This window comes from Candidatus Palauibacter sp. (assembly GCF_965237495.1).
Classification (GTDB): domain Bacteria; phylum Gemmatimonadota; class Gemmatimonadetes; order Palauibacterales; family Palauibacteraceae; genus Palauibacter.
In genome coordinates, this window is the sequence record NZ_OZ250143.1 from 1619215 (window position 1) to 1641635 (window position 22421).

Consider the following 22421-nt stretch of genomic DNA (forward strand, 5'->3'; position numbering starts at 1 on the left):
GCTAGATCAGATATACGATCGTGAACAGGATGATCCACACGAGGTCCACGAAGTGCCAGTACAGGCCGAGCACTTCGATCCCGTGCGTATTGTCCGCTCCCCAGTGGCCCCGATAGGCGCGAATCGTGGCCCAGGCCAGACAGATCACGCCGAGCAGGACGTGGAAGCCGTGGAACCCCGTCATGGTGAAGAAGGTCGCGCCATAGAGTCCGGCGGCCGGCGTGAACCCGTGGCTCCCCTCCCACGAGGCGTGCAGGACGAGTTCGGTGTACTCGTACACCTGCACGCCGAGGAAGGTGGCCCCGAGGAGGGTCGTCCCCAGGAGGTAGATCCTGATCCCCCGCTGGTCCCCCGCCTGCGCGGCCGCGAACGCCTTCACCATCGTCACCGAACTGCAGACGAGGATGAAGGTATTCACCGCGGTCACGGGCACATTCAGTACCGTTCCGGGATCCGCCCACGTGTCTGCGGCCCCGAAGCGAAGCACGATATAGGAGCCGATGAGGCCCGCGAAGAACATCACCTCCGAGCACAGAAACACCCACATTCCGACTTTCTGGGTGTAGACATCGATCCCTCGTTCGGGGATTCTGCCTGCCGTCGCGGCGTGTGCCATCTGGTCTGTTCCCTTCTCTATCCGATCTCGATCCGATCGACTCTTAGTGGCTGTCCGGGGCGGGGCTCACGACGTCGGGCCGTTCGTTCTGCGCCAGCCAGTCCTTGTCCTCCACATCCGGGTGGCTGTACTCGTGCGGGCCGTGATAGACCACCGGGATTTCCTCCCAGTTGCCGTGCTTGGGCGGCGAGGGCGTCTGCCACTCCAGCGTCGTCGCGTTCCACGGGTTCGCCCCGGCCTTCCCACCCTTCTTCAGACTCCAGAAGAAGTTGAACGCGAACAGGAAGCCGGAGGCGAAGAGCACGAACGCCGACCACGTGATGATCGCGTTCGTGTCCTCGATCCCCTGCAGGTGCGCGTAGCCGGTGGAGTCGTAGATGCGCCGCATCATCCCCACCATCCCCACGCCGTGCATGGGGAAGAAGACCAGGTTGAAGAAGACGAAGGTGAGCCAGAAGTGGATCTTGCCCAGCGTCTCGTTCATCAGCCGGCCGAACATCTTCGGGTACCAGAAGTAGATCGCGCCGAAGAGAGCGAACAGGCTCCCGCCGAAGAGCACATAGTGGATGTGCGCCACGATGAAGTACGTGTCGTGGATATAGATATCGACCGGTGTCGAAGCCATGAAGACGCCCGACAGACCTCCGATCGCGAACATGGCCACGAACCCGATCGCGAACAGCATGGCCGAGTGGAACTGGAGGTTCCCGCGCCACATCGTGCCCATCCAGTTGAATGTCTTGATCGCCGAGGGCACGGCGATGAAGAGCGTCGAAACCGTGAACGTAAGCCCCAGCATCGGGTTCATGCCGCTCTGGAACATGTGGTGGCCCCACACGATGAAGCCGAGGAAGGCGATCGAGACGAGCGCCAGCACCATCGCCTTGTAGCCGAACACCGGCTTCCGCGACCCCACGGAGAGGATCTCCGAGGTGAAGCCCATGGCCGGGAGGATCAGGATGTAGACCTCCGGGTGGCCGAAGAACCAGAACAGGTGCTGCCACAGCAGCGGCTGTCCGCCGCCCTCCGGGAGGAAGAAGCTCGTCCCGATCGTCTGGTCGAAGATGAGCATGATCCCCGCGGCCGACAGCACCGGCATCGCGAGCAGTGCGAGAATCGCCGTGATGAACAGCGACCAGATCGTGAGCGGCATGCGCATCCAGGTCATCCCGGGCGCCCGCAGGTTGATCACCGTGGTGATGTAGTTCACCGACCCGAGAATCGACGACAGCCCGACGAAGACGAGGGCCGCCAGCCACATGATCTGGCCCAGCGCGACGCCCGACAGGTCCGGTCGCGCGCTCAGCGGCGCGTAGAGCGTCCAGCCGGCCCCCGCCGCGCCTCCCACCACGAAGAAGCTGGACAGGGTGAGGATGCCCGCCGGCACCATCGCCCAGAAGGAGAGCATGTTGAGCCGCGGGAACGCCATGTCGTGGGTTCCCAGCTGCAGCGGGATGAGGTAGTTCGCCCACACGCCCACCAGCATCGGCATGATGGCGAGGAACACCATCACCGAGCCGTGCATCGTCACGAGCGAGTTGTAGAACTCGGGCAGAATGTACCCGCTCGCGACCATGCTCTCGGGGAAAATCCCGCCCAGCGGCAGCTGGCCCCTCGCCGGCCATGCGATCTGGTATCGCATCAGCATTGCGAGCAGTCCGCCGATCATGAGGAAGAACAGCGCATAGAACAGGAACTGGATCGCGATGACCTTGTGGTCGGTCGAGAACAGGTACTTGCGCAGGAACGACTGCTTGTGCTCATCGTGCAGGATCGCCTGCCCGGTCGCCTCCGCGATGATCGTCGCCATATCAGCCTTTCTCGATCACTGGGCGGACGCCTGGCCGGCCAGCCAGGCATCGAAGTCCGCCGCGCTGTGCACGGTTACGCTCGCCTGCATGTAGTAGTGGCCCAGGCCACACAGCTCGGCGCACGCGATCTCGAAGTCCCCGGTCTGGGTCGCGTCGAACCACACCGGGATCGTCATGCCGGGCACCGCGTCCTGCTTCACGCGGAGTTCGGGGATGAAGAAGGAATGGATCACATCCTCGGATTCGAGCAGGATCGTGATGTCCTCGTTCACCGGGAAGTGGAACTGGTTACGGACCGTGAAGTTGTCGTCTTCCGTCTCGATGTTCCGGTCGATCCCGGGGTAGGTGATGTTCCACTCGAACTGTTTGCCGACGACCCGGAACTCGAGCGCGTCCTCCGGCCGGTTGGACGCCCCCTTGATGTCCTGCCACACCTTGGCGGAGTAGGCGCCGAGGATCGCGATGATGATCGCCGGTACCACCGTCCAGATGACTTCCAACCGGTTCGATCCATGCGTGTAGTGGGCCCTGGCGCCCTCACGCCCCCTGTACTTGAGGCAGAACCAGAGGATGCCGCCCTCCACGAGGAGGAACGCGATCCCGGTGATGACGAGGATGATCCAGAACAACTGGTCGATCACGACGCCGAATGTCGAGTAGTTCGGGGGCAGCGCCCAATCCACGAGCTATCTCCTTCCAGGTGCCCTTCGGGTGAACGGAACGCGAGCGGGACCGGACGGCGCTCGGGCCGCCAGGGTCCCGCCCCTGGCGTTTACTGGGTGCGCTCCACCCGGATGCGGTTCGTACCGTGTCCGATCACGAGCGCGTCGCCCATCGGGACATTGGCGCCCATCATCTCGGAGTTGTAGTCGAACGAGACCTCCGCCATCCCCCCGGCCGTGACGGTCACGCTCGCCGTCATCGTACCCATCTCCTCGTGCCACGCCGTCATCGTGTAGTCACCGGTCGGCACGTTGGCGATCGAGTAGCTCCCGTCGGCGCCGGTCACCGCGAAATACGGGTGGTCGACGACGCCGATGTACGCCTGCATCCAGCCGTGCACGTCGCAGCGGATCGGCACCATCACCTCGGCCATCGGGAAGCGCTGGGTGCTCGTGATCCCCGCCCGGGGCTGGCTGATGTTGAAGCCGCGGTTCTCGGTCGGGCTGGCGTTGATGTTGTGCAGCAGGTTGTCGCTGTTCGTGATCTCGATGTCCTGGCCGCTCTGTACGCCGAGAACGTGCGGCGCGTAGCGGCAGCTGGACTGGCTGAGCATCGCCGCGCCCGAGGCCGCCGGGGCCGCGGAGACGCCCTCGCTCAGATACACGAACACGTTCGCGAGGCCGCCGTTGGACACGAGGAGGTTCTGGTTCATGGGCCCGTCTCCGCCGTACCCCGCCGCGCAGTCCTCCTCGGCCGACATGTCGATCGGCGCCATGGTCGGGACCATGCCGCCGAAGTTCGCCAGCCCAGAGATGGTGCCGACCGTGGCCGGGTCCACTGCCGCGGCGGCGGCCGCTTCGCCCGCCTCGTCCGCCGCGCCCTCCGACGAACCGCCGCCTCCGCCGCCGCACGCGGCCATCGCCGTGATGGCCATCACGGCCGCCGAACGGTTCCAGAAATGCGATCGCATTGACTTACCTCCGTACGAGAAACTCTGCGTTGATTGCCACCGGAATTGACACCGGAATCGCTACCGAAACTACCATCGAAGGCGCCGTCGTCACGCCCTCCCGCGATCCTGCGCCCGGCGCACGAGAACGAGACCGAAGGCCCCCGTCAAGAGCATGACCAGCAACGGCGTGACCACGACCGTGCTCGACGCCGGTGGTTCGAGGAGGACGTAGTACCATGTGCTCACCGAACTGCGCTTCCCGACCTCGGCGCTCGACCCATCCCAGGCCTGAAATGCGATGGGCATGGGCACCCCCTCGGCGAAGTCGAGACCTTCGCTCTCGACCTCGACCGGGCGCCGGAGATAGAGCGTCCAGCGCCCCTCTTCCCACGTCGCGACGCCGCTCACCGGGTCCTCCTCGAGCGGCTCCACCGATTCGAGTCCCCGGCCGCGGCCCGCGCCGAGGCCGGTTTCGGAGTCCCACGTCCAGAGATAGACCGGATTCCGCGTATCTCCCATCAGGAAGTACGGGCGCTCCGTGCCCTCGGGCGGCTCGAACGGGAACTGAAGCATCAGCGCGTCCGGCGGCCGTACGGTCGGCGCGCCGGCGCTGTCGAGCGCAGGCGGATCCGCCCCGTCGAGGTCCAGCGCCGCGGTGATCTTGTTCTGCCACTCGTCCCAGGCTGGATCCGGACTCTCCGAGGGGTCGTTCCACTGTACGCGCAGGGCGAGGTCGTTCCCGTCGTGCAGTCCCTGCACCCAGAGCCCGTCCACCGTCGGCGCGAAGTTGCGCGGCACCTGGATGATCTGGCCCGAGAGCGGGAAGTAGAACGCCTCGACGCCTTCCCACGCCTCCTCGGAGCCGTCGGCCGGGAGCCCTCCCTCGGCGCGCCCCACGCGGATCACGTCACGCAGCGGAGGCATCCCGCCCGGGCCCATCGAGGCGATGTAGTGCGCGAGCTGCCAGATCTCGTCCGGGGACACGACGCCGGAGTTCATGGCGTCGATCGCGGAGGGCATCGGGGTCCCGTCCAGCCCGGTCAGCATCCGCGTGTTCATGTCCTCGACGCTGCTCCCGCCGTTCAGGCGCCACGCCTCGGTGAGGTCGGCCGCGCGAATGGGGAGACCCCGCCAGTCCTCCAGCGTCGGCGCCGAGGTCCCGTCGCCGCGTCCCGACAGACCGTGGCACTCCTCGCACAGCATCGTGAGGTACGCCGCCGCCCCCGCCTCGACAGCCGCGGGCCCCCCGCCGGGGTCCGACCCGAAGTCCAGCGGCTCGGGCGCGGGTCCCTGGCCGAAGAACCTCGAGAAGGTCTTGAGGTAGACAATGAGGTCGTCGATTTCGCCATCGCTGAGGTTCGGCCAGCCGGGCATCGTCGTGCCGGGGAGTCCGTTCTCGATCGCGGCCCGCATGTCCGCGTCCGTCGGGAGTTGCCCGCTCCCGGTCGTCCGGACCTGGTAGAGGGCCTGGGTGAAGTCGCGGGGTCGCGGCAGCATGGACGCGGCGGCCGAGCCGTCCCCCTGCCCCGTCGCGCCGTGGCACTCCACGCACCAGCGGTCGTACACGACCTTGCCCGCAGCGGCCGCGTCTTCCTGCCCCGCCAGCGCCGTCGCGCCTCCCGCGCTGCACGCCACGAGGACGATCCCCGTGAGACGCAAGGTCCTCATTCGTGGCCCCCTTCCCCTTCTTCCCCTTCTTCCCCTTCTTCCTCGCCTTCTTCCTCCCACGTCCGCGGCGTGAATCCCGACTGCTCGTAGAGGTAGAGGATGACCGCCCAGATCTCGTCCTTCTCGAGGATCGGCTCCCATGCCGGCATGGCCGAATCCCACGGCGTCCCCTCGCGCGGCAGGCCGGGTCCGCCCTTCGCGATGCGCCAGAACACGAAGCTCTCCGTGAGCTGCGGGAGCGCCCCCGGACTCGTGAAGTCGGCGGGGACCGGGTTGAAGGCCTGCGCGAAATGTCCCTGGCCGTCGAGCAGGTCGCCGTGGCAGGGCACGCAGTTGCGGACGTAGACCGCCTTGCCGACCTGCAGGTGTTCCTCCATCGAACCCTCGGAGCGGAGCGGGTTCTCGAGACCCGTCAGCTCCACGGACTCGCCGCGGAAGGTGATCTGGTTCGGCGGCGCCGGGTGAATGGAGCGCAGCGTGGCCGGCGCGGCGTAGCTCGGCTTCACGTTCTGGTAGGCGAGCCAGCCGACCATGACCGGGAGCGCCACCATGAGGATTCCGCGCAGCGTCTTCCGGTCCCGGGCCACCATCGTGGCGCGGATCGGTTCGCGGAAGCTCTTCCACCGCGCCTCGTCCGCGCTCATGTAGAGGAGGATGCCGACGAGCACGATGAGCATGTACTCGAGGAGGACCGAACTCGGCACCGGCGCGCTCGGCACGCCGATCAGCGGCAGCAGGTACCCGATTCCGAAGTCGAGCGCCACATAGGACGCGACCGCGACGATCGCGCCCTGCCAGAACGGATGGGCCAGAAATCGTCTCATCGGCTCCCTCCCGTGCTGTCGGCCGGTGCCGCCGCGCTGTCCGGCGCGGCTTCAGGGGTCTCACTCGTACCCTCCGCGGGGGCGCCCCCCCCTCCCGTCGCCAGGAAGTTCACCAGAGCGTCGAGTTCCGCGGGTGCCATCATCTGAGCCAGCGTCGGCGACATGGTACCGGCAAAGTCCCGGTATTCCTCGTTGATGCTCGCGTTCGGGTCGACGATGCTCTCCCGGATGAACGCGGGATCCCGGCCCTGAAGGTCCTCGAGCGGCGGCGCGACCATCCCGCCCTGCCCGCCCAGGGCGTGGCAGGCGAGGCAACCCGTCATGGTGATCACCGCCATCACGTCCACCTGATTCGGGTCCGTCACGACCGGTGCCGCGGGCGCGGCCGCGGCCGCGTCGTCGGCGGCCAGCGCCGCGGCGAAGTCGTCCGCGTTCACGGTGATCTCGCCCCCCTGCGCCTCCAGGAAGGCGACGAGCGTCCACAGCTCCGCCTGCGACAGGATCCGGCTCTGGTCGAGCATGATGGGGTCGAAGCCCTCCACGACGTAGGAGAGCGGGCTCACGAGCGACTCCCACAGGTAGTCCTTGCAGCTCTGCCCCGCGACCCGCGTGGCGCACACCGTCCCCGCCACCCCGACGATGTCCGGCGCGCGGGTGCCGAGCCCGTGGCACGCGGTGCAGCCGCCGACCCCGGCGTAGATGTTCTCGCCGATCGCCGCCAGTTCCTCGGGCGGCATGTCCGCGCTGAGCACGATCTCCTCGGGCACCGCCGACTGCACCTGCGGGATCACGTTCGCCACGAAGGTGAACACGGCCAGCGTCGCCACGACCGTGAACAGGATCTTCAGGTTCGTCATCTATCCTCGCCTGTCCTGGTAGGCGGACCGTTCGGCCAGACCGCCGAGCCAGAAGATGAACCCGACGAGCGCGAAGAAGATGAGCACGCAGATGCTGATCATCGTCGCCGCCGGGCCGAGCGCCGGCGTGAACGCCTGCTCGCTCGTGTCGCGGATGACCTCGTAGACGTGCCAGTGCTGCCGGATCCCGCTGCGCGCGAAGCCCATGAGCCCCATGAGCCAGGTGAACGTCACGGCGAGGATGAGCAGCGCGTACTGCGATCGCTCGGGCATCTGACCCCAGCGGATCTCGCCCCGGGACTTCGCGCCCCGGAGCATCACCATGTCGAGGCCGATCACGAACAGGATCGTCGCCAGCACGGCGAGGACCTGGTAGACCGAGAACCCGATGCGCACGATCGCGGTCACGAAATAGCCGTACACCCCGTAGAAGACGACCACCACCGCGGCGACCGCGAAGGCCGCGCCCTGCAGCATGGTTCCGGCGCGCACCCATGGCACCACCGGGTCCTTGTTCGCCCGCCGGTACAGCAGGAACGACAGGAACGTCGTCAGGATCATCAGGTTCACCGCGGTGTTCTTGGCGCTCATCACGCCGAGCACCTGCAGGAACGGGTGCCGGATCCCGCCCATGGCCGCGATCTCGTCGCGATCGGCGATCATGGTGTTGGGCGTGGCCCACACGATCACCCCCAGGACGAGCACGAGGAGCATCCACTTGATGTAGGGCTGGAAGCGCTCCGCGCCCGGGATCCTCCCCATCCCGATCCACAGGTAGTAGTTCCCCGCGAGGAAGAGGATGCCGATGAGGAAGGCCTGGATGATCCACAGCCAGCTCATGAACCCGCCCATCATCGTGATCCCCATCTGCTGGCTGAACTCGTAGATCTCGCGTCCGAGGTAGTATCCGGCGAAGGGGAGGACGATGAGCGCGCCGATCGCGATCAGGTTGCCGGTGTAGCCCATCCAGTCGTAGTGGGCCCGCTCCTCGTCGGTCTTGCTCGTGAGGAAGCGGTACGCCGCGTAGGCGCCGACGATCGCCCCGCCGAAGACGACGTTCGCCAGGAGCCGGTGGATGTTGATCGGCATCCAGGTCGCGTTGTTGATCGCGCTCCACAGCTGGACGGTCTGCGGCGCCGTGTCCACCGTGAGGTCGGCCGGAGGGCTCATCATGTAGGTGAGCCACCCGTTCGCGATGAACATGACGATCGTGCCCCACACGTTGAGCATGATCCCCAGGCACCAGTGGGCCTTCTTCGCCGCACCCTTCTTCCACGCGTCCCAGCCGTAGTAGTACAGGTAGAGCGTGAACGATTCGAGGAAGAACATGCCCGCGTACACCCACATCGACGGGGCGAAGACGGCCGTCAGGTAGCCCCAGAAGCGCGGGTAGAGGGTGGAGAGGAAGAAGACGAGGATCGCGCCCCAGATCGCCGTCGCGCTGTAGGCCACGAGGAGGAGCCGGGTGAATTCCTTGGCGAGTTTGTCATACTTCTCGTCGCCGCCGAATATCCCGATCGCCTCGATGACGACGGCGAACATCGGCACGCCGAGCACGAAGGCCGCGAACAGCAGGTGGAGCTGGGCCGCGATCCAGACCGCGCCTCGACGGTCGAGGCCCAGGAAGCTGAACTCGCCGTAGTCGGGCGCCGCGGCCTGGGCGAGCAGCGGCATCGCCACCACCAGCGCGAGGGCGGCGAGCACCGCGCCGCGGGTCATCCAGCGGAGCGGCCCGCGATCTCCCGCGAGCCTTCCGGACCGGTCGAGCGTCATCGCTTCTCTCCCCGCCCCACGCCCCGCCGCCTCCGGGCGAAGAAGGGCATTCGCTTGGAGAAGTCCACCGGCATGGCGCGGCGGACCTCCTGCATCACATCGAGGGTTACGTCGGCGTGGCCGCGCTCGCGGGCGAACCTCTCCACCCGTTCCGCCACGACCCCGCGCACGAAACTCGGGATGGCGTTCAGCCGCGCCTCGGCGTCCGGACTCCAGGGGAGGCGGACCTCCGTGGCGGAACCATACGTGACCTCGCGAGGCGGCCCGAGGGCTTCGGCGACCCCGGGGGCCGGCTCGTAGGCGCAGGCCGGATCGGGGCCGAGGAAGTCGCCGTCCACCGCGTAGGCGCGCGCCCGGCAGCCGCCGCACAGCGCCCGGTATTCACAGCGCCCGCACTTGCCGCCCAGTTCCCCCTCGCGCAGGAGACGGAACACGGTCGCCTCGCGCCAGATCTCCCCGAAGGAGGAGGTCGCGAGATCCCCCGCCACCTCCGGCATGTAGGGGCAGGGTGTCACCTTCCCCTCGGGTGTGATGCGGCAGTACTGCACGCCGCACGGGCAGCGCGTCCGGTAGTTGAGCAGCGGGGACTCCGGGTCGCGCTCGTACACGTGACGCATGAGCTGCGGCTGGCACTTCGAGCGGATCATGAGTCGTCCGCGATACTCCCGCTGAAGCTCGGCGAGCCGGGCCACGAGTTCGTCGTTCTCCCCGGGCGCGAGGCCGCGCATCCCCTCGCCCCGGCCGGTCTCGACGAGGAAGTAGACGTTGAGACAGACGGCACCGCGGTCGTCCGCCCACGCCGCCATGGCGTGGAGTTCATGGCGGTTCCCGCGCGTGACCGTGAACTGGATGAGGAAATCGAGCCCGTGCGCCCCCAGCCGGTCGACGGCGGCGAGCGTGTCCTCGAGCGCGCCTTCCCCGTGCCGGAAGCGGTCGTGATAGCGCGCATTCAGTGAATCCACGCTCAGCGCCACGCCCTGCACCCCGGCGTCCATGAGGGACCGGATGCGCTCATTCGTGAGCCCGGTCCCGTTCGTCCCCACGGTCACGGTCGCGCCGCGCTCCGAGGCATGGGCCGCGATCTCCTCGAGGTCGGAGCGGACGAGCGGCTCTCCTCCGCTGAGGATGAGGAGGGGAGACGGGTTCACCTCGAGGATCTGATCGATGATGTCCCGGCAGGCGGACGTGTCGAGTTCGTTCTCGGCGTGATGCCAGGCGCCGGCCGAGATGTAGCAGTGGGCGCAGGCGAGGTTGCAGCGGCGCGTGAGGTTCCAGGCGATGACGTGCGGCAGCGCGGTATCCGGTCCGGCATGCGGAGAGGCGGCGGCCGGAGCCCCTGCCCACAGGGCCCCCGGCGCAGCGGAAGGACGTTGCGCCACAGCTTCCGCGCCCCGCGACGCCTCGGTCACGCCTCGCGCGACCCCGGTTCCGAATCCTGTGCCGCGAACTTCTCCACGGCGGCCTGCGCCTCCTCGGGGGAGACCATCTTGAAGTCGACGGGACAGTCCGCCGCCTGCTGCTCGATGTCGCGGATCGGACAGCGCGTGACGCCGGAGGCCTTCGCCTCCTCGATGAAACGCTTCATCTCCTCGCTCATCCCGTCCACGCCGGCGGCTTCGGCCCGGGCCTGCTTCGCCTTCAGCTCGTTGAACATCACGAGCATCGTGTCGAGATCGAACTCGTCCGCCGCGATCATGGCGTCCTTGTTCTCGTCCATGACGAGCGTCGTGACGCGCCACATCTCCTGGTCGCGGGCGAACCGTTCGACCGTATTGCGCGCGAGGGGCCGGGCGATGAGCGGCACGCGGCCGAGGCGTTCGAACGCCTCGCGGGTCCAGACGATCGGATCCGCCGCGGTGCGGTCGCGCGGGATCTGGTTGTCCGTGACGGGGCATTTCGCCATCACCGGCAGCGGCGCATCGAAGACGTCGTCATCGCTCGTGTCGACGACCGTCCGCTTCATCGCCTCAGCGGCCTTGACCTCCGCGAGGGCGAGTTCCTCCGCGTCTCCGATCCCCATCACGAGCTGCATGTGGGTCGGCAGGAGCTTCTTGATCGCCTCATCCAGCCGCTCGTTCGTCACGACGGGCAGCTGGTCGCGGTTCCAGAGTTCGGGCTTCGCCCCGTTCGCGCTCCCGCCGTTCGCGGCGCCCACGACATCCGATATCGACGGGGCCGCGCCTCCGGCCAGGGCCTCGCGGGCCACCTTCGCGGTCCCGTTCGTCCGCGGGCGGTAGCTCTTCTCATCCTTCGGGTTCGGCACGAAGGCGGCCGCGTAGCGGCTCCCGGACCCGTGGTGCTCGAGGACGAACTCCTCGACGGCCTTGCGCGCGATCCCGAGTGCGAAGGGCGGCACGCGCAGGATCCTGACCTCGGCCTCGGGTGCCCACTCGAGCCCGGCCTCGCCGTCCTCCTCGATCCACGGGATCTCCTCGGGCCGCACGTTCTCCGTCCCGATGAGGAGCATGTTCGTGTCCGCGAGGTGAACGAGGTTGTCGGCCTGCGAGCCGATGTCCGTGCCTTCGATCTGGTGCGACCCGTGGCGGGCGATGATGAGCAGGGACGGGTCGATCTCCTCCGCCCACTTCAGCATCACGTCGAAGGGCTTCCCGATGAGGACCTGGGTTTCGACCTCGACATCGGGATATTCGCTCGCCATCACCTCGGCCCGCTTGATGTTCGCCTTGCAGAGGCGGAGCAGGCCCTTGTCGATGATGTTGTTATGCAGCTCTTCCTGTTCCTCGAACTTGAACACCTTCGAGGCCTGCACCGAGAGCACGTCCTTGATGTTGTTGAACACGACGTGGTGGTACTGGACGTCGAAGGCGCTCCCGATGTAGAGCTTCGCCCCGTATTTCCGCGCCATCTCGAGCGCGATCCGCAGCCCCTTGTAGGCGTAGGCGGAGCCGTCCACGCCGATGAGCCACTTCCCGCCCTCGAGGGGCCGCTCGTTGCGGACGATGAGCGCGTCCTTCCGGATCCCCCGCAGCGCCCGGGCCACGACGCCGCCTAGCCGGCTGCGCTCCTGGCGGCCGAGGCCGTGGGCCCCGATGGCCACGAGGTCGTAGTCGCGGCCGGAGGTCCCCGCGAGCTTGTCTTCCTGCTCCTCGTCCTCCGCCACGAGACGGCCGTTCTCGCCCAGCCGGACGTCAGCGCGCTGCTTCTCGCTCCCGTCGTAGTTGTGGGCGATGTTGGGATCGAACCCGATCAGGCTCGGGAGGCGTCCGCTGCCCCGGTTCGCCTCGTTGATGATCTCCTCGTAGTTGATCCCTTCGAGGAGTTGCCGGGTGATCGTGACCCCCGCTTCGCTGCAGCGCCGGTGCAGCTGGTCGAGGAAGCTGTCGGAGATGAGCTGGAGCCCCTTCTCGATCAGCTTGTCGTGGATCTTCCGCTGCCGGCGGATCTCCGCCGGTTCCTGGAACTGGGCCGGGAGCCCGATCTCGAGCTGGCGAAAGCGGATGTCGTGCAGGCGCGCAGCGTAGACGTGTGAGCCCGTGATCCGGCCTTCCGAGCGGGCGCAGATCTCGATGGCGCGGTCCACCGCCCAATCCGACTCGCGCGAATTGTCGACCGGGACCAATAGTTCTCGATACATGACGCTCCGATGGGTGGCGTGCTCCGACCGGCTCACGATACTCCGGCCACGATGCGCTGGGCCGTGCGATCCGGACGTGCGCGGGGCGTCAAGATCGGTCGCGGATAGGGAGTTCGCCGACGTGGCTCCACGGTTTTCGGGATCGCCCGGAGGTCCCTGGCCTCCGCTTTTGCGCCAAGAAGTTGCGCGAGCCCTCCGGGAAAGTCAAACGAGCCCCGAGCGCCGCGATGGCGCGGCGAGGCACGGGTCCGGGAGGCCCCCGTCACGGAGTCCGGGGCCAGCGAAGACGACGACTCCAGCTGGTCGGGAAGGCCGCCGCGCCGAGCGTGACCACGAGCACGAGGAGGAGGCTCCGCGCCCACGCCGACGGGTCGGCGGGAGCCGCCGCCCCCACCCCGGCGCCGAGGGCCACCCGGAGGGGCGCGTACGGATTCCAGGCGGCCGCGATCTCGCTCCAGCCCGGGACCGGCGTTCTGAAGAAGCCCGCGAGGTGGAGGAGCAGCAGGGAGAGCGCGGCGGAAGCGAGGGCCGCCTCGGCCAGCGAGCGTACGGCGGCGGCGACGAGGGGGCCGATGAGGTTCGCGAACCAGAGCGCGACGAGGGTGGCGATGAGAACGACGGGCCCGGCCCGAAGTCCCCCGCCGGACCAGAGCAGCACAAGGAGCACCGGCAGGAGTTGCGCCGTGTCGATGGCGGTGCCCGCCAGCGTACGCTCCAAGAGCCAGCGGGGCGCGGGATAGCCGGCGCGCAGCACTTCGTCGAGCCAGCCGTCGCGCGCGTCCCGGACGACGGGAATCGCCGAGCCGAACGCGCCGAAGAACACGAGGAAGACGCCGAATACGGCGACCCGGTGCGGGGCGGCGGCCTCGCTGAGGGCCACCGGGGCGAGCAGGACGAGCGGGACCGCGATGTTCCACGCGAAGAGCCGGCGCCGCCGGAGGGCCGAGCGCCACGCGAGACGCCAGATCGTCACGCGCCCTCCTCCTCGAGCGGCCGGCCCGTGAGGATCAGGAACGCGTCGGCGAGGGTCGGTTCGCGGACATCGACCGACGTCACGGAAGCGCCCCCCCGAAGGACCCAGGTCAGGGCCTCGGGGAGCGCGGGGCGCGGGTCCTCGACCTCGAGGATCACGGCGCCCTCGCGCCACGCCGCCGAGCGGACGCAGGACGGAGGCGGGGGGAGGGTCTCGAGGTCCGGGGGGGCGGAATCCGCGAAACGGATCTCGACCCGGGGGCGGACGCCGACCCGCTCGAGGAGGCGGGCCGGTGGGTCCACCGCCTCGCACCGGCCGTTGACGATGAACCCCACCCGGTCGCAGTGCGCCGCCGCGAAGGCGGGGTCGTGCGCGGAGAGCACGGTGGTACGGCCCTTCTCACGGTGACCCGAGAGCGCCTCGGCGAGGAGGGCGCGGCCGGCGGGGTCGAGTCCGGCGAGCGGCTCGTCGAGCAGCAGGAGCCGCGCTTCGGCGGCGAAGGCGACCGCGAGGGCGAGCCGCCGCCGCATCCCGCTGGAGTAGGTGCCGGCCGCCCGTTCCGCGTCCTCCGCCAATCCGAAGCGCGCAAGCCAGGTGGTGGCCTCGGCGCGGGCCTGCGCAGGCGCCACGCCGCGCAGCTCGAGCAGGACGGCCGCGTTCTCGCGCCCGGTGAGCCAGGGGCGGAAGACCGGCTGGTCCGGCACGAACCAGCGGTCCCGGGCGCCGTCGACCTCTCGCGAGCGGCGGAGGCCGGGCGTGCCGTCCCCGGCCAGGAGCCGGAGGAAGGTCGATTTTCCCGACCCGTTGGGCCCGAGGAGCCCGAGTCGTTCACCGTCGCCTACCTGGAGGGACAGGCCCCGGAGCGCCGGGCTCCCATCCGGATAGCTCCAGGTGAGCGCCTCCGCGGCGGCGAGCGGGTGACCCCCGCGCGGTCCACGAGGTTCCGCGCCCTCAGCGGGATCGGGCCCGGTGCGGGCGGGCCGGCTGTGGTTCACGGGACGATCTCGACTCCGTCCTCCCAGACGGTGATCGCATCGACCGGGCAGGACGCGCACGCTTCCACGAAGCGTTTTCTCGACGCGTGTTCGGGCGTCGTGAACACGGCCACGCCGTCCTCGTCGAGGTCGAACGCCTCCGGGGCCTCCTCTATGCAGTCACCGAACCCCACGCACAGGTCCCGGTCGATCACGGCGCGCAGGCCGTGCACCTCGCGCTCGACCGTCGGGTCCGTCACCGTTTCTCCGCCCTCCGCCGTCATCGCCATGGGCCGCTTACATCCCCTCCAGTCCGAGATCCGAGCGCGCGCGATCCATGACGGCCGGCGTCATCTCCTCGATCCCCCGTTCCCGGGCGTATTCCATGTAGATCTTCTTCACCATTCCTCGTACGAACGAAGGCACGTGCCCGAGGCGCTCGACCGCGTCCACGCTCCAGCGAATGGTCGGGGGTCGGGTCGGGGGGGGCGCCTCGAACGCCTCATCTCGTCCCGACGCCACGCCGGTGCGGATCCCCTCGAGGTTGGCCTCGGGTACGGTCCGGCCGCCGACCTTCACGCCGAGCGAACTCACGAGCTGCGTCTCCATCGGATTGGCCAGCATCGCGGTCTTCCGGCCGCAGGCAGGACAGCGGAACACGGCCGCCATCGTGCCGTCGCCGGGCACGGCCCGCTCCTCGAAGCTCATCTGCCGGTCGCAGTCGACGCAGAGGAACTTCATGTGCTTTCTCCGGCTCCCGCGGGGCGCAGCTTCGCGGCCAACTCCGCGAGCAGGTTCGCCTCCGGGCCCGCGTCGGCAAACCACGCATCGAGGGTCCCCTCGTCCGCGGCGGTCGCCAGGCGGCGGTCGAACGGGATACGCGCGAGGAGCGGAATGTCGAAGCGCTTCGCGAGATCCTCGCCGGCGCTCCCCGTGTGCAGGTGGGCGAGGGCTCCGCATTCGTCGCAGCGTGCGCCGGCCATGTTCTCGACCACGCCGAGGACCCGGATGCCGCGCGTTTCCGCCAGGTCCAGCGAGCGGGCCACGGCATCGCGCGAAGCGGCACTCGGGATCGTCACCGCGAGAGCGCCCGCGAGGCCCGGGACGAGCCCGTGCAGTTCCGCGAGGCGCTGGGTGCCGGGCGGCAGGTCGACGAGCAGCGTGTCGAGGCGTCCCCACGCCACATCCGACAGGAATTCGCGCACGGCCCCCCGCTCCTGGGCGCCCCGCCACACGAAGCCGGCGTCGGCGGCGTCCTTCCACGCGAGCGCACGGTCCGGCTCGAGGAGGAGCGCCATCGACATGAGGCGGATCCCCGCCGGCGACACGGCCGGTTCGAGCCCATCCGGGCCGTCCACGAGAGGCCCCGGTTCGACGCCGAGCAGGCCCGCGGCGCTGGGGCCGTTCAGGTCCGCGTCGATCAACCCCACCCGCTCGCCGCGACGGGCGAGGGCGGTCGCGAGGAGAGCCGAGAGGAGGCTCTTCCCCACCCCGCCCTTGCCGCTCATCACGGCCACGACCCGTGACACGGACGCGAGCCGGGCGGCCAACCGCTCGTCCTGCGCCGCGATCTGGTCGGGCAGTTCGGAGCGGACTTCGTCCACTTCATGGTAGGTGCGGATTCCGGGACTCATCGGGCGGCAAGCTCCCACGGGGTCGGCAAGGGGTCAACCGCCGGCCATCGGCGAAGTTTCGGCCCCGACCCCGTTATCGTACGATGTCGGGGTCGGTCGGAGCTATCCAAAACGGACGTCCCATGTCGATCATCGGCTTTCACCGCTTCCTCATCGCCACGGCCATCGTCTTCTGCGCGGTGTTCGCCGCGTGGGAGTTCCGTATCTTCTCCGCCAGCGGCGGCCTCGGGCCCCTCTCCCTCGGCGTCTTCTTCGCCCTCGCAGCGGCGGCCCTGGCCTATTACCTGGCCAACCTGGCCCGCTTCCTGAACAGGGAAACGCTTCGGTAGGCGCCGTGCGCGTGGAAAGTCAGGAGAATGCCGGGGCACGACGGCCGTTCGGGCTGTATCTGGCCGGGGTCATCTTCCTCCTCGTCATCATCGTCGTCGTCGCGGGCTCTTTCGTACGTCCCGATCCGTTGACCTTCGTGCCGACTCCGGTCGTTCCTCGGCCACCCGTGGACCATTTCGTGGTCGACACCGTGACGGTCGACGCACGCGACGGCTCCGAGTGGGTCTATTTCGACTTCGACAAGGGGAGCGCGGTCGACGGACCGCTGGCGGGCTGGGACCTCGCGGTCAACCGGTACCACATCATCGTGAACGGGGGGCCGGGATACGCGGGGGCCGGCGGGGCCATCGCCACGAGCGCGCCGTGGGCGGCCGTGACCGAGGCGCCCGCGGGCGGCTACGCGACCACCGATGGAACGGTCGACGAGGGTGCCGCCACGCCGGGGATCGAGCGCTGGTACCAGTACGGCTTCTTCTCCCACCTCCTCGAACCGAAGGATGAGACGTACGTCATCCGAACGGCGGAGGGGCGCTACGCCAAGCTCAGGATCCTCAGCTACTACTGCCCGCAGGCGACGCCGGGCTGCGTGACCCTCCTGTACGGATACCAGGGGGACGGGACGCGCCGCCTCACGGGCTGAGCCGGCGGGCGCGCGCCACGAGGGCGGCCGCGCCCCCTTCCAGCATGCGTCCCGCCAGGCGTCGACCCACGTGGGCCGCTTCGGACACCGGCCCCGACGCGGCATCCTCGATCGGCGGGCCGCCGCCCACGTCATAGACCGCCGCTTCAAGCCGCAGCCCGTCCCCGGTTCGCCGGGCGCGGGCGGCGATGGGCACGCGGCAGCCCCCTTCGAGGGCAGCCAGGAGGGCCCGTTCGGCGGTGACTTCGGCGCGGGCGACGGGGTCGTCCAGCGCCCGGATGTACGCGGCCGCGCCGTCCTCGACGGCCCGGCACTGTAGCCCGAGCGCGCCCTGCCCCGGCGCGGGGAGCCAGCCCTCTCCCAGGACACAGGCGCCAGGGGGCCGAAGGCCGAGGCGGCGGAGCCCCGCGGCCGCCAATACGAGTGCCTCGAAGCCACCTTCCTTCAGCTTGCGGAGCCGGGTGTCGACGTTGCCGCGGACGGGAAGCGGCTCGAGGTCGGGCCGGCACGCGCGCAGCTGGGCGGCCCGCCGCAGCGAAGACGTACCGACACGCGCCCCGGCCGGCAGCCGCCGCAGCGCCTCCACCCCACCGGGGCGCCCCACGGCGGGGGTCAGGGAGCTTTCGACCACGAGTACGTCGCGAGGGTCCTCCCGAGCCGGTACCGCCGCCAGCGTCAGCCCCTCGGGCGCCTCGACGGGCAGGTCCTTCAGCGAATGCACGGCGACATCGATGCGCCCCTCCCGGAGAGCCCGCTCGAGGTCTTCCGTGAACAGCCCTTTGCCCCCGATCGCCGGGAGGGGGGTCTTCCGGTCGCGATCCCCGGCCGTGGAGATGAAGTCGTAGTCGACGGACAGGTCGGGCCAGCGTGCGCGCAGCCGCTCCCCGACCCACCTGGCCTGCGCGCGGGAAAGCGGAGACCGCCGGGCACCGATGACCAACTGCCTCACTCCGCTCCCACTCCCGCCCGCCCCAGCACCTCCGGAATCGCCGCCCGGTCGACCTTTCCCACTCCCGTCAGCGGCATCTCCTCCACCAGCACGATCCGCCGGGGGTGCGCATAGGCGGGACCCCGTTCCAGCGTGTACCGCTTCAGCGCCTCGGCCGTCACCCCCGACTCCGAGACCACCCTGACCACGGCCGCGGGACCCGCGCCCTTCACGGCGTGAGGAACCGGCACGACGGCCGCGTCCAGAACGTCCGGATGCGACAGCAGCAGGTCCTCCACCTCCCTGGGATAGATGTTCTCCCCGCCGGAGTTGAACATGTCGTCGGTGCGGCCGCGAAAGTGGTAGAAGCCCTCGCCGTCGCGGAAGAAGAGGTCGCCCGTGCCCAGCCAGCCGTCGCGGATGCGAGCCGCGCTGACCTCGGGCAGGTTGTGATAGCCGGTCGTGACACCGGGATTGCGCACCCACAGCTCACCGTACCCGTGATCCTCCACGCCGTCGCGCACGAGTTTGATCTCGCCTTCGGGCCACGCCGCGCCGCAGCTCCCCCTCGGCACCGGGCGTCCATCGGGTGGCGGCCCCAGCATCACCGCGCCGCCCTCCGTGAGCCCGTAGCTCTCACCGACCTCGACCCCGAACGCGCGCTCGACCGCGTCCATCAGTTCGGGCTGCACCGGGGCGGAGCCGAGCGTGACCTTCCGCAGCGCCGAGAAGTCGAGTTCCCGGATCAGATCCATGTGGCCCAGGGCAATGGCGAAGACGGCCGGAACGGCGCCGACCTGCGTGCAGCCGTACTCGCTCAGCGCCCGCAGGAACGGTTCCGGAGCGAAGCCGGGCAGGATGACCACCGACCCCCCTGCCTGCAGCAGCGGTTTGACCGCGCCGGCCATGGCGTTCTTGTGGTAGAGAGGGACGGCGACGAGCGCCCGGTCGCCGGGGTCGGCCGGCCAGTATTTCCGCAGGCAGCGCACCCACCAGAGTTGCCCCTCGTGGGAGAGGACGACGCCCTTCGGCTTGCCGGTCGACCCCGACGTGTAGGGCTGAAAGGCGGGGTGGTCGGCATCGAGGCGCGGGGGCTCGAAGTCGGCCGACGCGCCCGCGAGCGCACCCTCGTAGTCGAGCCAGCCGCTGGCGGCCCGCTCGCGACCCGCGCCGCCGCCGCCGACGTTCCACCTCGGCTCGATCCCCAGCCGCTCGACGATCGCGGCCGAGCGCTGCGCGGCCGCGCTATCGACGAAGGCGGCCCGGCATTCGGCATCGACCACGACGTGCGTGAGCGGCTCCACGGAGAGCTTGAAGTTGAGGGGCACGGGGACGGCGCCACAGCGCATGCCGCCGAACAGGATCTCCACGAATTCGAAGCGGTTGCCCACGCCGAGGGCGAAGCGGTCCCCGACCCCGATGCCGGCGTTCGAGAGCAGGTTGGCGACGCGGTCCATGCGCTCGTCCAGCTCGGCGTAGGTGACCTCGCGGGGGCGCGGGCGCGACAGATCGATCAGCGCAACGCGGTCGGAGAAGCCGGCACAGGCGTCACTGAGCCAGCATCCGAGGTTGGAGCCGCGGGGACCGGGCCCGCCGGCAACCCCGGCGCCGCTCATTCTCCTGGCTCCCCGGAGCGTGCGGGAAGCGCCAGCACGGCGACGCAGACGACCGTCGCGGCGCCGCCGACCACGATCCAGACCCAGCCGCCCCCCGTCCGCATCACCGATGCGATGCCCGCAAGAGCCACTGCGTTGGCCACCAGGTTGACGATCAGCCCCCAGACACGGCCCGACCACGGCCCGATGCGTCGCTCCAGCAGTCCATGGATCCCACCCATCACCACCACCCCATCCGGTTGAAGATGTAGGTGACCGCGATCGCGTTCAGCAGCGTGACCTGCAGCAGGATCCCCAAGTTCCACAGGTACGACCTGCTCCGGTCGGCGCCGAGGACCTCGCGGTCGTTGAGCAGCAGATACATGGACCACCCGACGACGTTGTTCGCCAGCGAGAGAAACGCCGCGATCGCGATCACCAGCCAGACGGGACGGGCATTCCAGGCGGCGAGGAAGGCGATCTGCGGCAGCAGCGCGCTGATCTTCCAGCGCCACGACGACGTGTCCGGCTCCCATCCGAAGGCCTCGTGAATGGCTATGGCGCCGGCCAGGCTCATGCCGACGGTCGTCGTGATCGGAACCGCGAGGAATCCCGCGTAGAAGAGGATCTGCGACCAGGTGGAACCGAGCAGCGGCATCAGCGCCGCCGCCAGTTCGGGCGCCGATTCCGGCGTGATCCCCTGCGGGAACAGTGTCGCCGCAGACACCCCGATCATCAGGAAGTTGACCACCACGAAGGGCAGGAAGAGCCCGGCAATCAGGTCGAAGCGGGCCAGCGACTCGTGCTTTCGGCCCCAGCCCCGGCCCAGCCCCGCGTAGTGGAAGAAGACCCAGTCCATCACGCCCACTGCCGCCGCGGACGACGCGATGAAGAGATCCAGCCCCTCGCCGCCGCCGGGCAGCCACGGCACGAAGAAGCCGCGGGCCGCCGCGCCCCAGTCGACGCCCACCAGCAGCAGGACCGCCCCGAAGCCCACGATCATGGCGGCGATGGCGCCCTTCATGACCGCCTCGACGAGCCGTGTCCCCGTGCCCCCTCGGCGCCCGTAGCTGAGGATGAGCCAACTCGTGACCGCGGCGTAGATGATCCAGTTGACCTCGGCGGGGAAGGAGAAGCCCGCGAACGGGGCCAGCGACTCGATGAGGTGCGTGCCCAGTGCGACCTGACCGAAGTTGAAGATCACGGCGACCGCGGCCGTGCCGACCAGCGCGGTCATCAGCGAGCCGATCAGCCAGGAATGGCGCCGGTTCTGGACCTGGATGACGCGGAAGCCGCCCCTGCAGGTGAAACGCGCCATGGCGGCCATCATGAACAGGCCGAGACCGGCGCTGAGCCAGATCAACCACAGCGTGCGGTACCCGAATGTGGCGCCGGACAGCATCGACGAGGTGAGCGTACCGGCGCCGAGCGTGAGCGCCGCACCCATGAACCCGGGTCCGGCCAGGCGGGCGTAGCCGCCAAGCTTCCGGTGTACCGGCGCGCGGGCGAGGTCCGCCAGCCGGTCGGCTTCGGCGTCCAGGACCGCCCGCGGGATCTTGCGGGCGATCGGGTAGTTCACGGGGTCAGGATCGATTTTCCGAATACCCCCCGCGCCGTGAGTTCGCGCATCGCCGCTCGGATTCGTCCGATCGGTCGGACGGAATGTATCGCCGGCTCGAGTTCGCCCGCGGCCACCATGTCCAGCAGCCGCGTCAGTCCCTCACGGCTCCACCCGTCCGATCCGATGATCGTCTGCTCGAAGCTCCAGATGTATCGGATGTCGGTGGGCGGGTCGTAACCCGCGGTGGCCCCGCAGGTGACCATGCGACCCTGGTAGCGCAGCACCTTGAGGCTGGCCGCCCAGGTCGCCCCCCCGATGTAGTTGATGACGACGTCCACGCCTCCGGCGTCCGGATCGCCGTAACGGGGTCGGCCCGCGATCTCTCGCACCTGCCTCACCATCTCGGTCGAGCGGGAGGGCAGCGCGTGATCGGCCCCGAGCGCGCCCAGGCACTCCTGTTTCCGGGCGGACCCCCCGGTGGCGATCACGCGCGCCCCGATGCGCTTGCAGAGCTGGACGCAGCAGGAGCCGACGCCGCCCGTCGCGCCGAGCACCAGCACGGTCTCACCCGGCTGCACCCGGGCGCGCTCCTCGATCATGCGGAGCGCGGTCCCGTACGCGACCGGAAGGGCCGCGGCCTGCTCGAACGAGACCCCTTCGGGGATCCGCACCAGGTTCTCGAGCGGGACGGCCAGGTACTCGGCCGCCGCGCCGGGGGCCTTCTCGCCCAGCATGCCCCGGCCCTCGATCGCCGGGTCGATCATGACCCGGTCCCCGACCTCCCACGCGGCCGCGTCCGTCCCCGGGCCGAATCCCGTCACCTCTCCCGCCGCATCGCCGCACGGGGTCATGGGGAGAGGGACCCGCAGCCCCGTGGTCCCGCCCAGCATCACGGGGTCGAAGCCGTTCAGCGCGCAGGCCCGAATACGAATGACGGCTTCGCCGGAGGCGGGTTCGGGAGTTGGAACATCGCCGACGTAGAGTTCGTCCACGTCTCCGTGGCGGTCGTAGAGCACGGCCTTCACCG

Annotated in this window: 22 protein-coding genes; 2 read left to right on the forward strand and 20 right to left on the reverse strand. The window is 69.3% G+C overall.

Features of this window, described 5'->3' with window-relative positions; genetic code table 11:
* Nucleotide 1 precedes the first annotated feature (1 nt).
* The 15 genes from ACPXY0_RS07020 to ACPXY0_RS07090 all read right to left on the reverse strand — a co-directional run bounded on the left by ACPXY0_RS07020 (nt 2) and on the right by ACPXY0_RS07090 (nt 16340).
* Nucleotides 2-616, reverse strand: a complete 615-nt coding sequence (locus ACPXY0_RS07020; protein WP_423929737.1) for a cytochrome c oxidase subunit 3 — start codon at nt 614-616, stop codon at nt 2-4.
* A 43-nt stretch (nt 617-659) separates the two neighbouring features.
* Entirely contained in the window at nt 660-2426 is a 1767-nt protein-coding gene (locus ACPXY0_RS07025) for a cytochrome c oxidase subunit I (RefSeq protein ID WP_423929739.1), read from the reverse strand.
* 15 nt (nt 2427-2441) lie between these two features.
* Nucleotides 2442-3110, reverse strand: coding sequence for a cytochrome c oxidase subunit II (gene coxB / locus ACPXY0_RS07030; RefSeq protein ID WP_423929741.1), 669 nt, complete (start codon nt 3108-3110; stop codon nt 2442-2444).
* Between the two features lie 89 nt (nt 3111-3199).
* Nucleotides 3200-4060, reverse strand: a complete 861-nt coding sequence (locus ACPXY0_RS07035) for a carboxypeptidase regulatory-like domain-containing protein (RefSeq protein WP_423929743.1) — start codon at nt 4058-4060, stop codon at nt 3200-3202.
* 90 nt (nt 4061-4150) lie between these two features.
* On the reverse strand, nt 4151-5710 hold the full coding sequence (locus tag ACPXY0_RS07040) for a c-type cytochrome (protein WP_423929745.1): 1560 nt from the start codon (nt 5708-5710) through the stop codon (nt 4151-4153).
* Nucleotides 5707-6534, reverse strand: coding sequence for a c-type cytochrome (locus ACPXY0_RS07045; protein WP_423929747.1), 828 nt, complete (start codon nt 6532-6534; stop codon nt 5707-5709). Before ACPXY0_RS07045 ends, ACPXY0_RS07040 begins: the two co-directional genes overlap by 4 nt.
* On the reverse strand, nt 6531-7391 hold the full coding sequence (locus tag ACPXY0_RS07050) for a cytochrome c4 (protein WP_423929749.1): 861 nt from the start codon (nt 7389-7391) through the stop codon (nt 6531-6533). The genes ACPXY0_RS07045 and ACPXY0_RS07050 overlap by 4 nt, the downstream gene beginning before the upstream one ends.
* Nucleotides 7392-9164, reverse strand: a complete 1773-nt coding sequence (locus ACPXY0_RS07055) for a cytochrome ubiquinol oxidase subunit I (RefSeq protein ID WP_423929751.1) — start codon at nt 9162-9164, stop codon at nt 7392-7394. It abuts the gene before it with no gap.
* Complete coding sequence (locus ACPXY0_RS07060) at nt 9161-10573, reverse strand: radical SAM protein (RefSeq protein WP_423929753.1); 1413 nt, start codon at nt 10571-10573, stop codon at nt 9161-9163. The genes ACPXY0_RS07055 and ACPXY0_RS07060 overlap by 4 nt, the downstream gene beginning before the upstream one ends.
* A complete protein-coding gene (locus ACPXY0_RS07065; RefSeq protein ID WP_423929755.1) occupies nt 10570-12795 on the reverse strand; it encodes a universal stress protein in 2226 nt (741 codons plus the stop codon). The genes ACPXY0_RS07060 and ACPXY0_RS07065 overlap by 4 nt, the downstream gene beginning before the upstream one ends.
* Before the next feature lie 226 nt (nt 12796-13021).
* On the reverse strand, nt 13022-13732 hold the full coding sequence (locus ACPXY0_RS07070; protein WP_419941733.1) for an ABC transporter permease: 711 nt from the start codon (nt 13730-13732) through the stop codon (nt 13022-13024).
* The gene (locus ACPXY0_RS07075; RefSeq protein ID WP_423929758.1) at nt 13729-14727 is read right to left on the reverse strand and encodes an ATP-binding cassette domain-containing protein; all 999 of its coding nucleotides are present in this window, start codon (nt 14725-14727) and stop codon (nt 13729-13731) included. Before ACPXY0_RS07075 ends, ACPXY0_RS07070 begins: the two co-directional genes overlap by 4 nt.
* Nucleotides 14724-14996 (reverse strand): ferredoxin, encoded by a 273-nt coding sequence (locus ACPXY0_RS07080; RefSeq protein WP_423929760.1) that lies wholly within the window; start codon nt 14994-14996, stop codon nt 14724-14726. Before ACPXY0_RS07080 ends, ACPXY0_RS07075 begins: the two co-directional genes overlap by 4 nt.
* Nucleotides 14997-15003: 7 nt before the next feature.
* Complete coding sequence (locus ACPXY0_RS07085; protein ID WP_419941736.1) at nt 15004-15447, reverse strand: PCP reductase family protein; 444 nt, start codon at nt 15445-15447, stop codon at nt 15004-15006.
* The gene (locus ACPXY0_RS07090; RefSeq protein ID WP_423929763.1) at nt 15444-16340 is read right to left on the reverse strand and encodes a P-loop NTPase; all 897 of its coding nucleotides are present in this window, start codon (nt 16338-16340) and stop codon (nt 15444-15446) included. The genes ACPXY0_RS07085 and ACPXY0_RS07090 overlap by 4 nt, the downstream gene beginning before the upstream one ends.
* A gap of 122 nt (nt 16341-16462) precedes the next feature.
* Between ACPXY0_RS07090 and ACPXY0_RS07095 the strand changes: the two genes are divergently transcribed.
* Both ACPXY0_RS07095 and ACPXY0_RS07100 read left to right on the forward strand, forming a co-directional pair.
* Complete coding sequence (locus tag ACPXY0_RS07095; protein WP_419935491.1) at nt 16463-16669, forward strand: hypothetical protein; 207 nt, start codon at nt 16463-16465, stop codon at nt 16667-16669.
* 5 nt (nt 16670-16674) lie between these two features.
* A complete protein-coding gene (locus ACPXY0_RS07100) occupies nt 16675-17310 on the forward strand; it encodes an HmuY family protein (RefSeq protein ID WP_423929765.1) in 636 nt (211 codons plus the stop codon).
* Here ACPXY0_RS07100 and hemC read toward each other — a convergent pair.
* Genes hemC through ACPXY0_RS07125 form a run of 5 tightly spaced genes read right to left on the reverse strand, consistent with a single transcriptional unit; the run spans nt 17300 to nt 22419 of the window.
* Entirely contained in the window at nt 17300-18259 is a 960-nt protein-coding gene (hemC, locus tag ACPXY0_RS07105; RefSeq protein WP_423929767.1) for a hydroxymethylbilane synthase, read from the reverse strand. The genes ACPXY0_RS07100 and hemC overlap by 11 nt on opposite strands.
* Complete coding sequence (locus ACPXY0_RS07110) at nt 18256-19854, reverse strand: class I adenylate-forming enzyme family protein (protein ID WP_423929769.1); 1599 nt, start codon at nt 19852-19854, stop codon at nt 18256-18258. The genes hemC and ACPXY0_RS07110 overlap by 4 nt, the downstream gene beginning before the upstream one ends.
* Nucleotides 19851-20078, reverse strand: coding sequence for a hypothetical protein (locus tag ACPXY0_RS07115; RefSeq protein WP_423929771.1), 228 nt, complete (start codon nt 20076-20078; stop codon nt 19851-19853). Before ACPXY0_RS07115 ends, ACPXY0_RS07110 begins: the two co-directional genes overlap by 4 nt.
* Nucleotides 20075-21412, reverse strand: a complete 1338-nt coding sequence (locus tag ACPXY0_RS07120; protein WP_423929773.1) for an NRAMP family divalent metal transporter — start codon at nt 21410-21412, stop codon at nt 20075-20077. The genes ACPXY0_RS07115 and ACPXY0_RS07120 overlap by 4 nt, the downstream gene beginning before the upstream one ends.
* Nucleotides 21409-22419 carry a zinc-binding dehydrogenase gene (locus ACPXY0_RS07125; RefSeq protein ID WP_423929775.1) on the reverse strand — a complete coding sequence of 337 codons (1011 nt, stop codon included), beginning with the start codon at nt 22417-22419 and terminating at the stop codon, nt 21409-21411. Before ACPXY0_RS07125 ends, ACPXY0_RS07120 begins: the two co-directional genes overlap by 4 nt.
* Between the last annotated feature and the right edge of the window lie 2 nt (nt 22420-22421).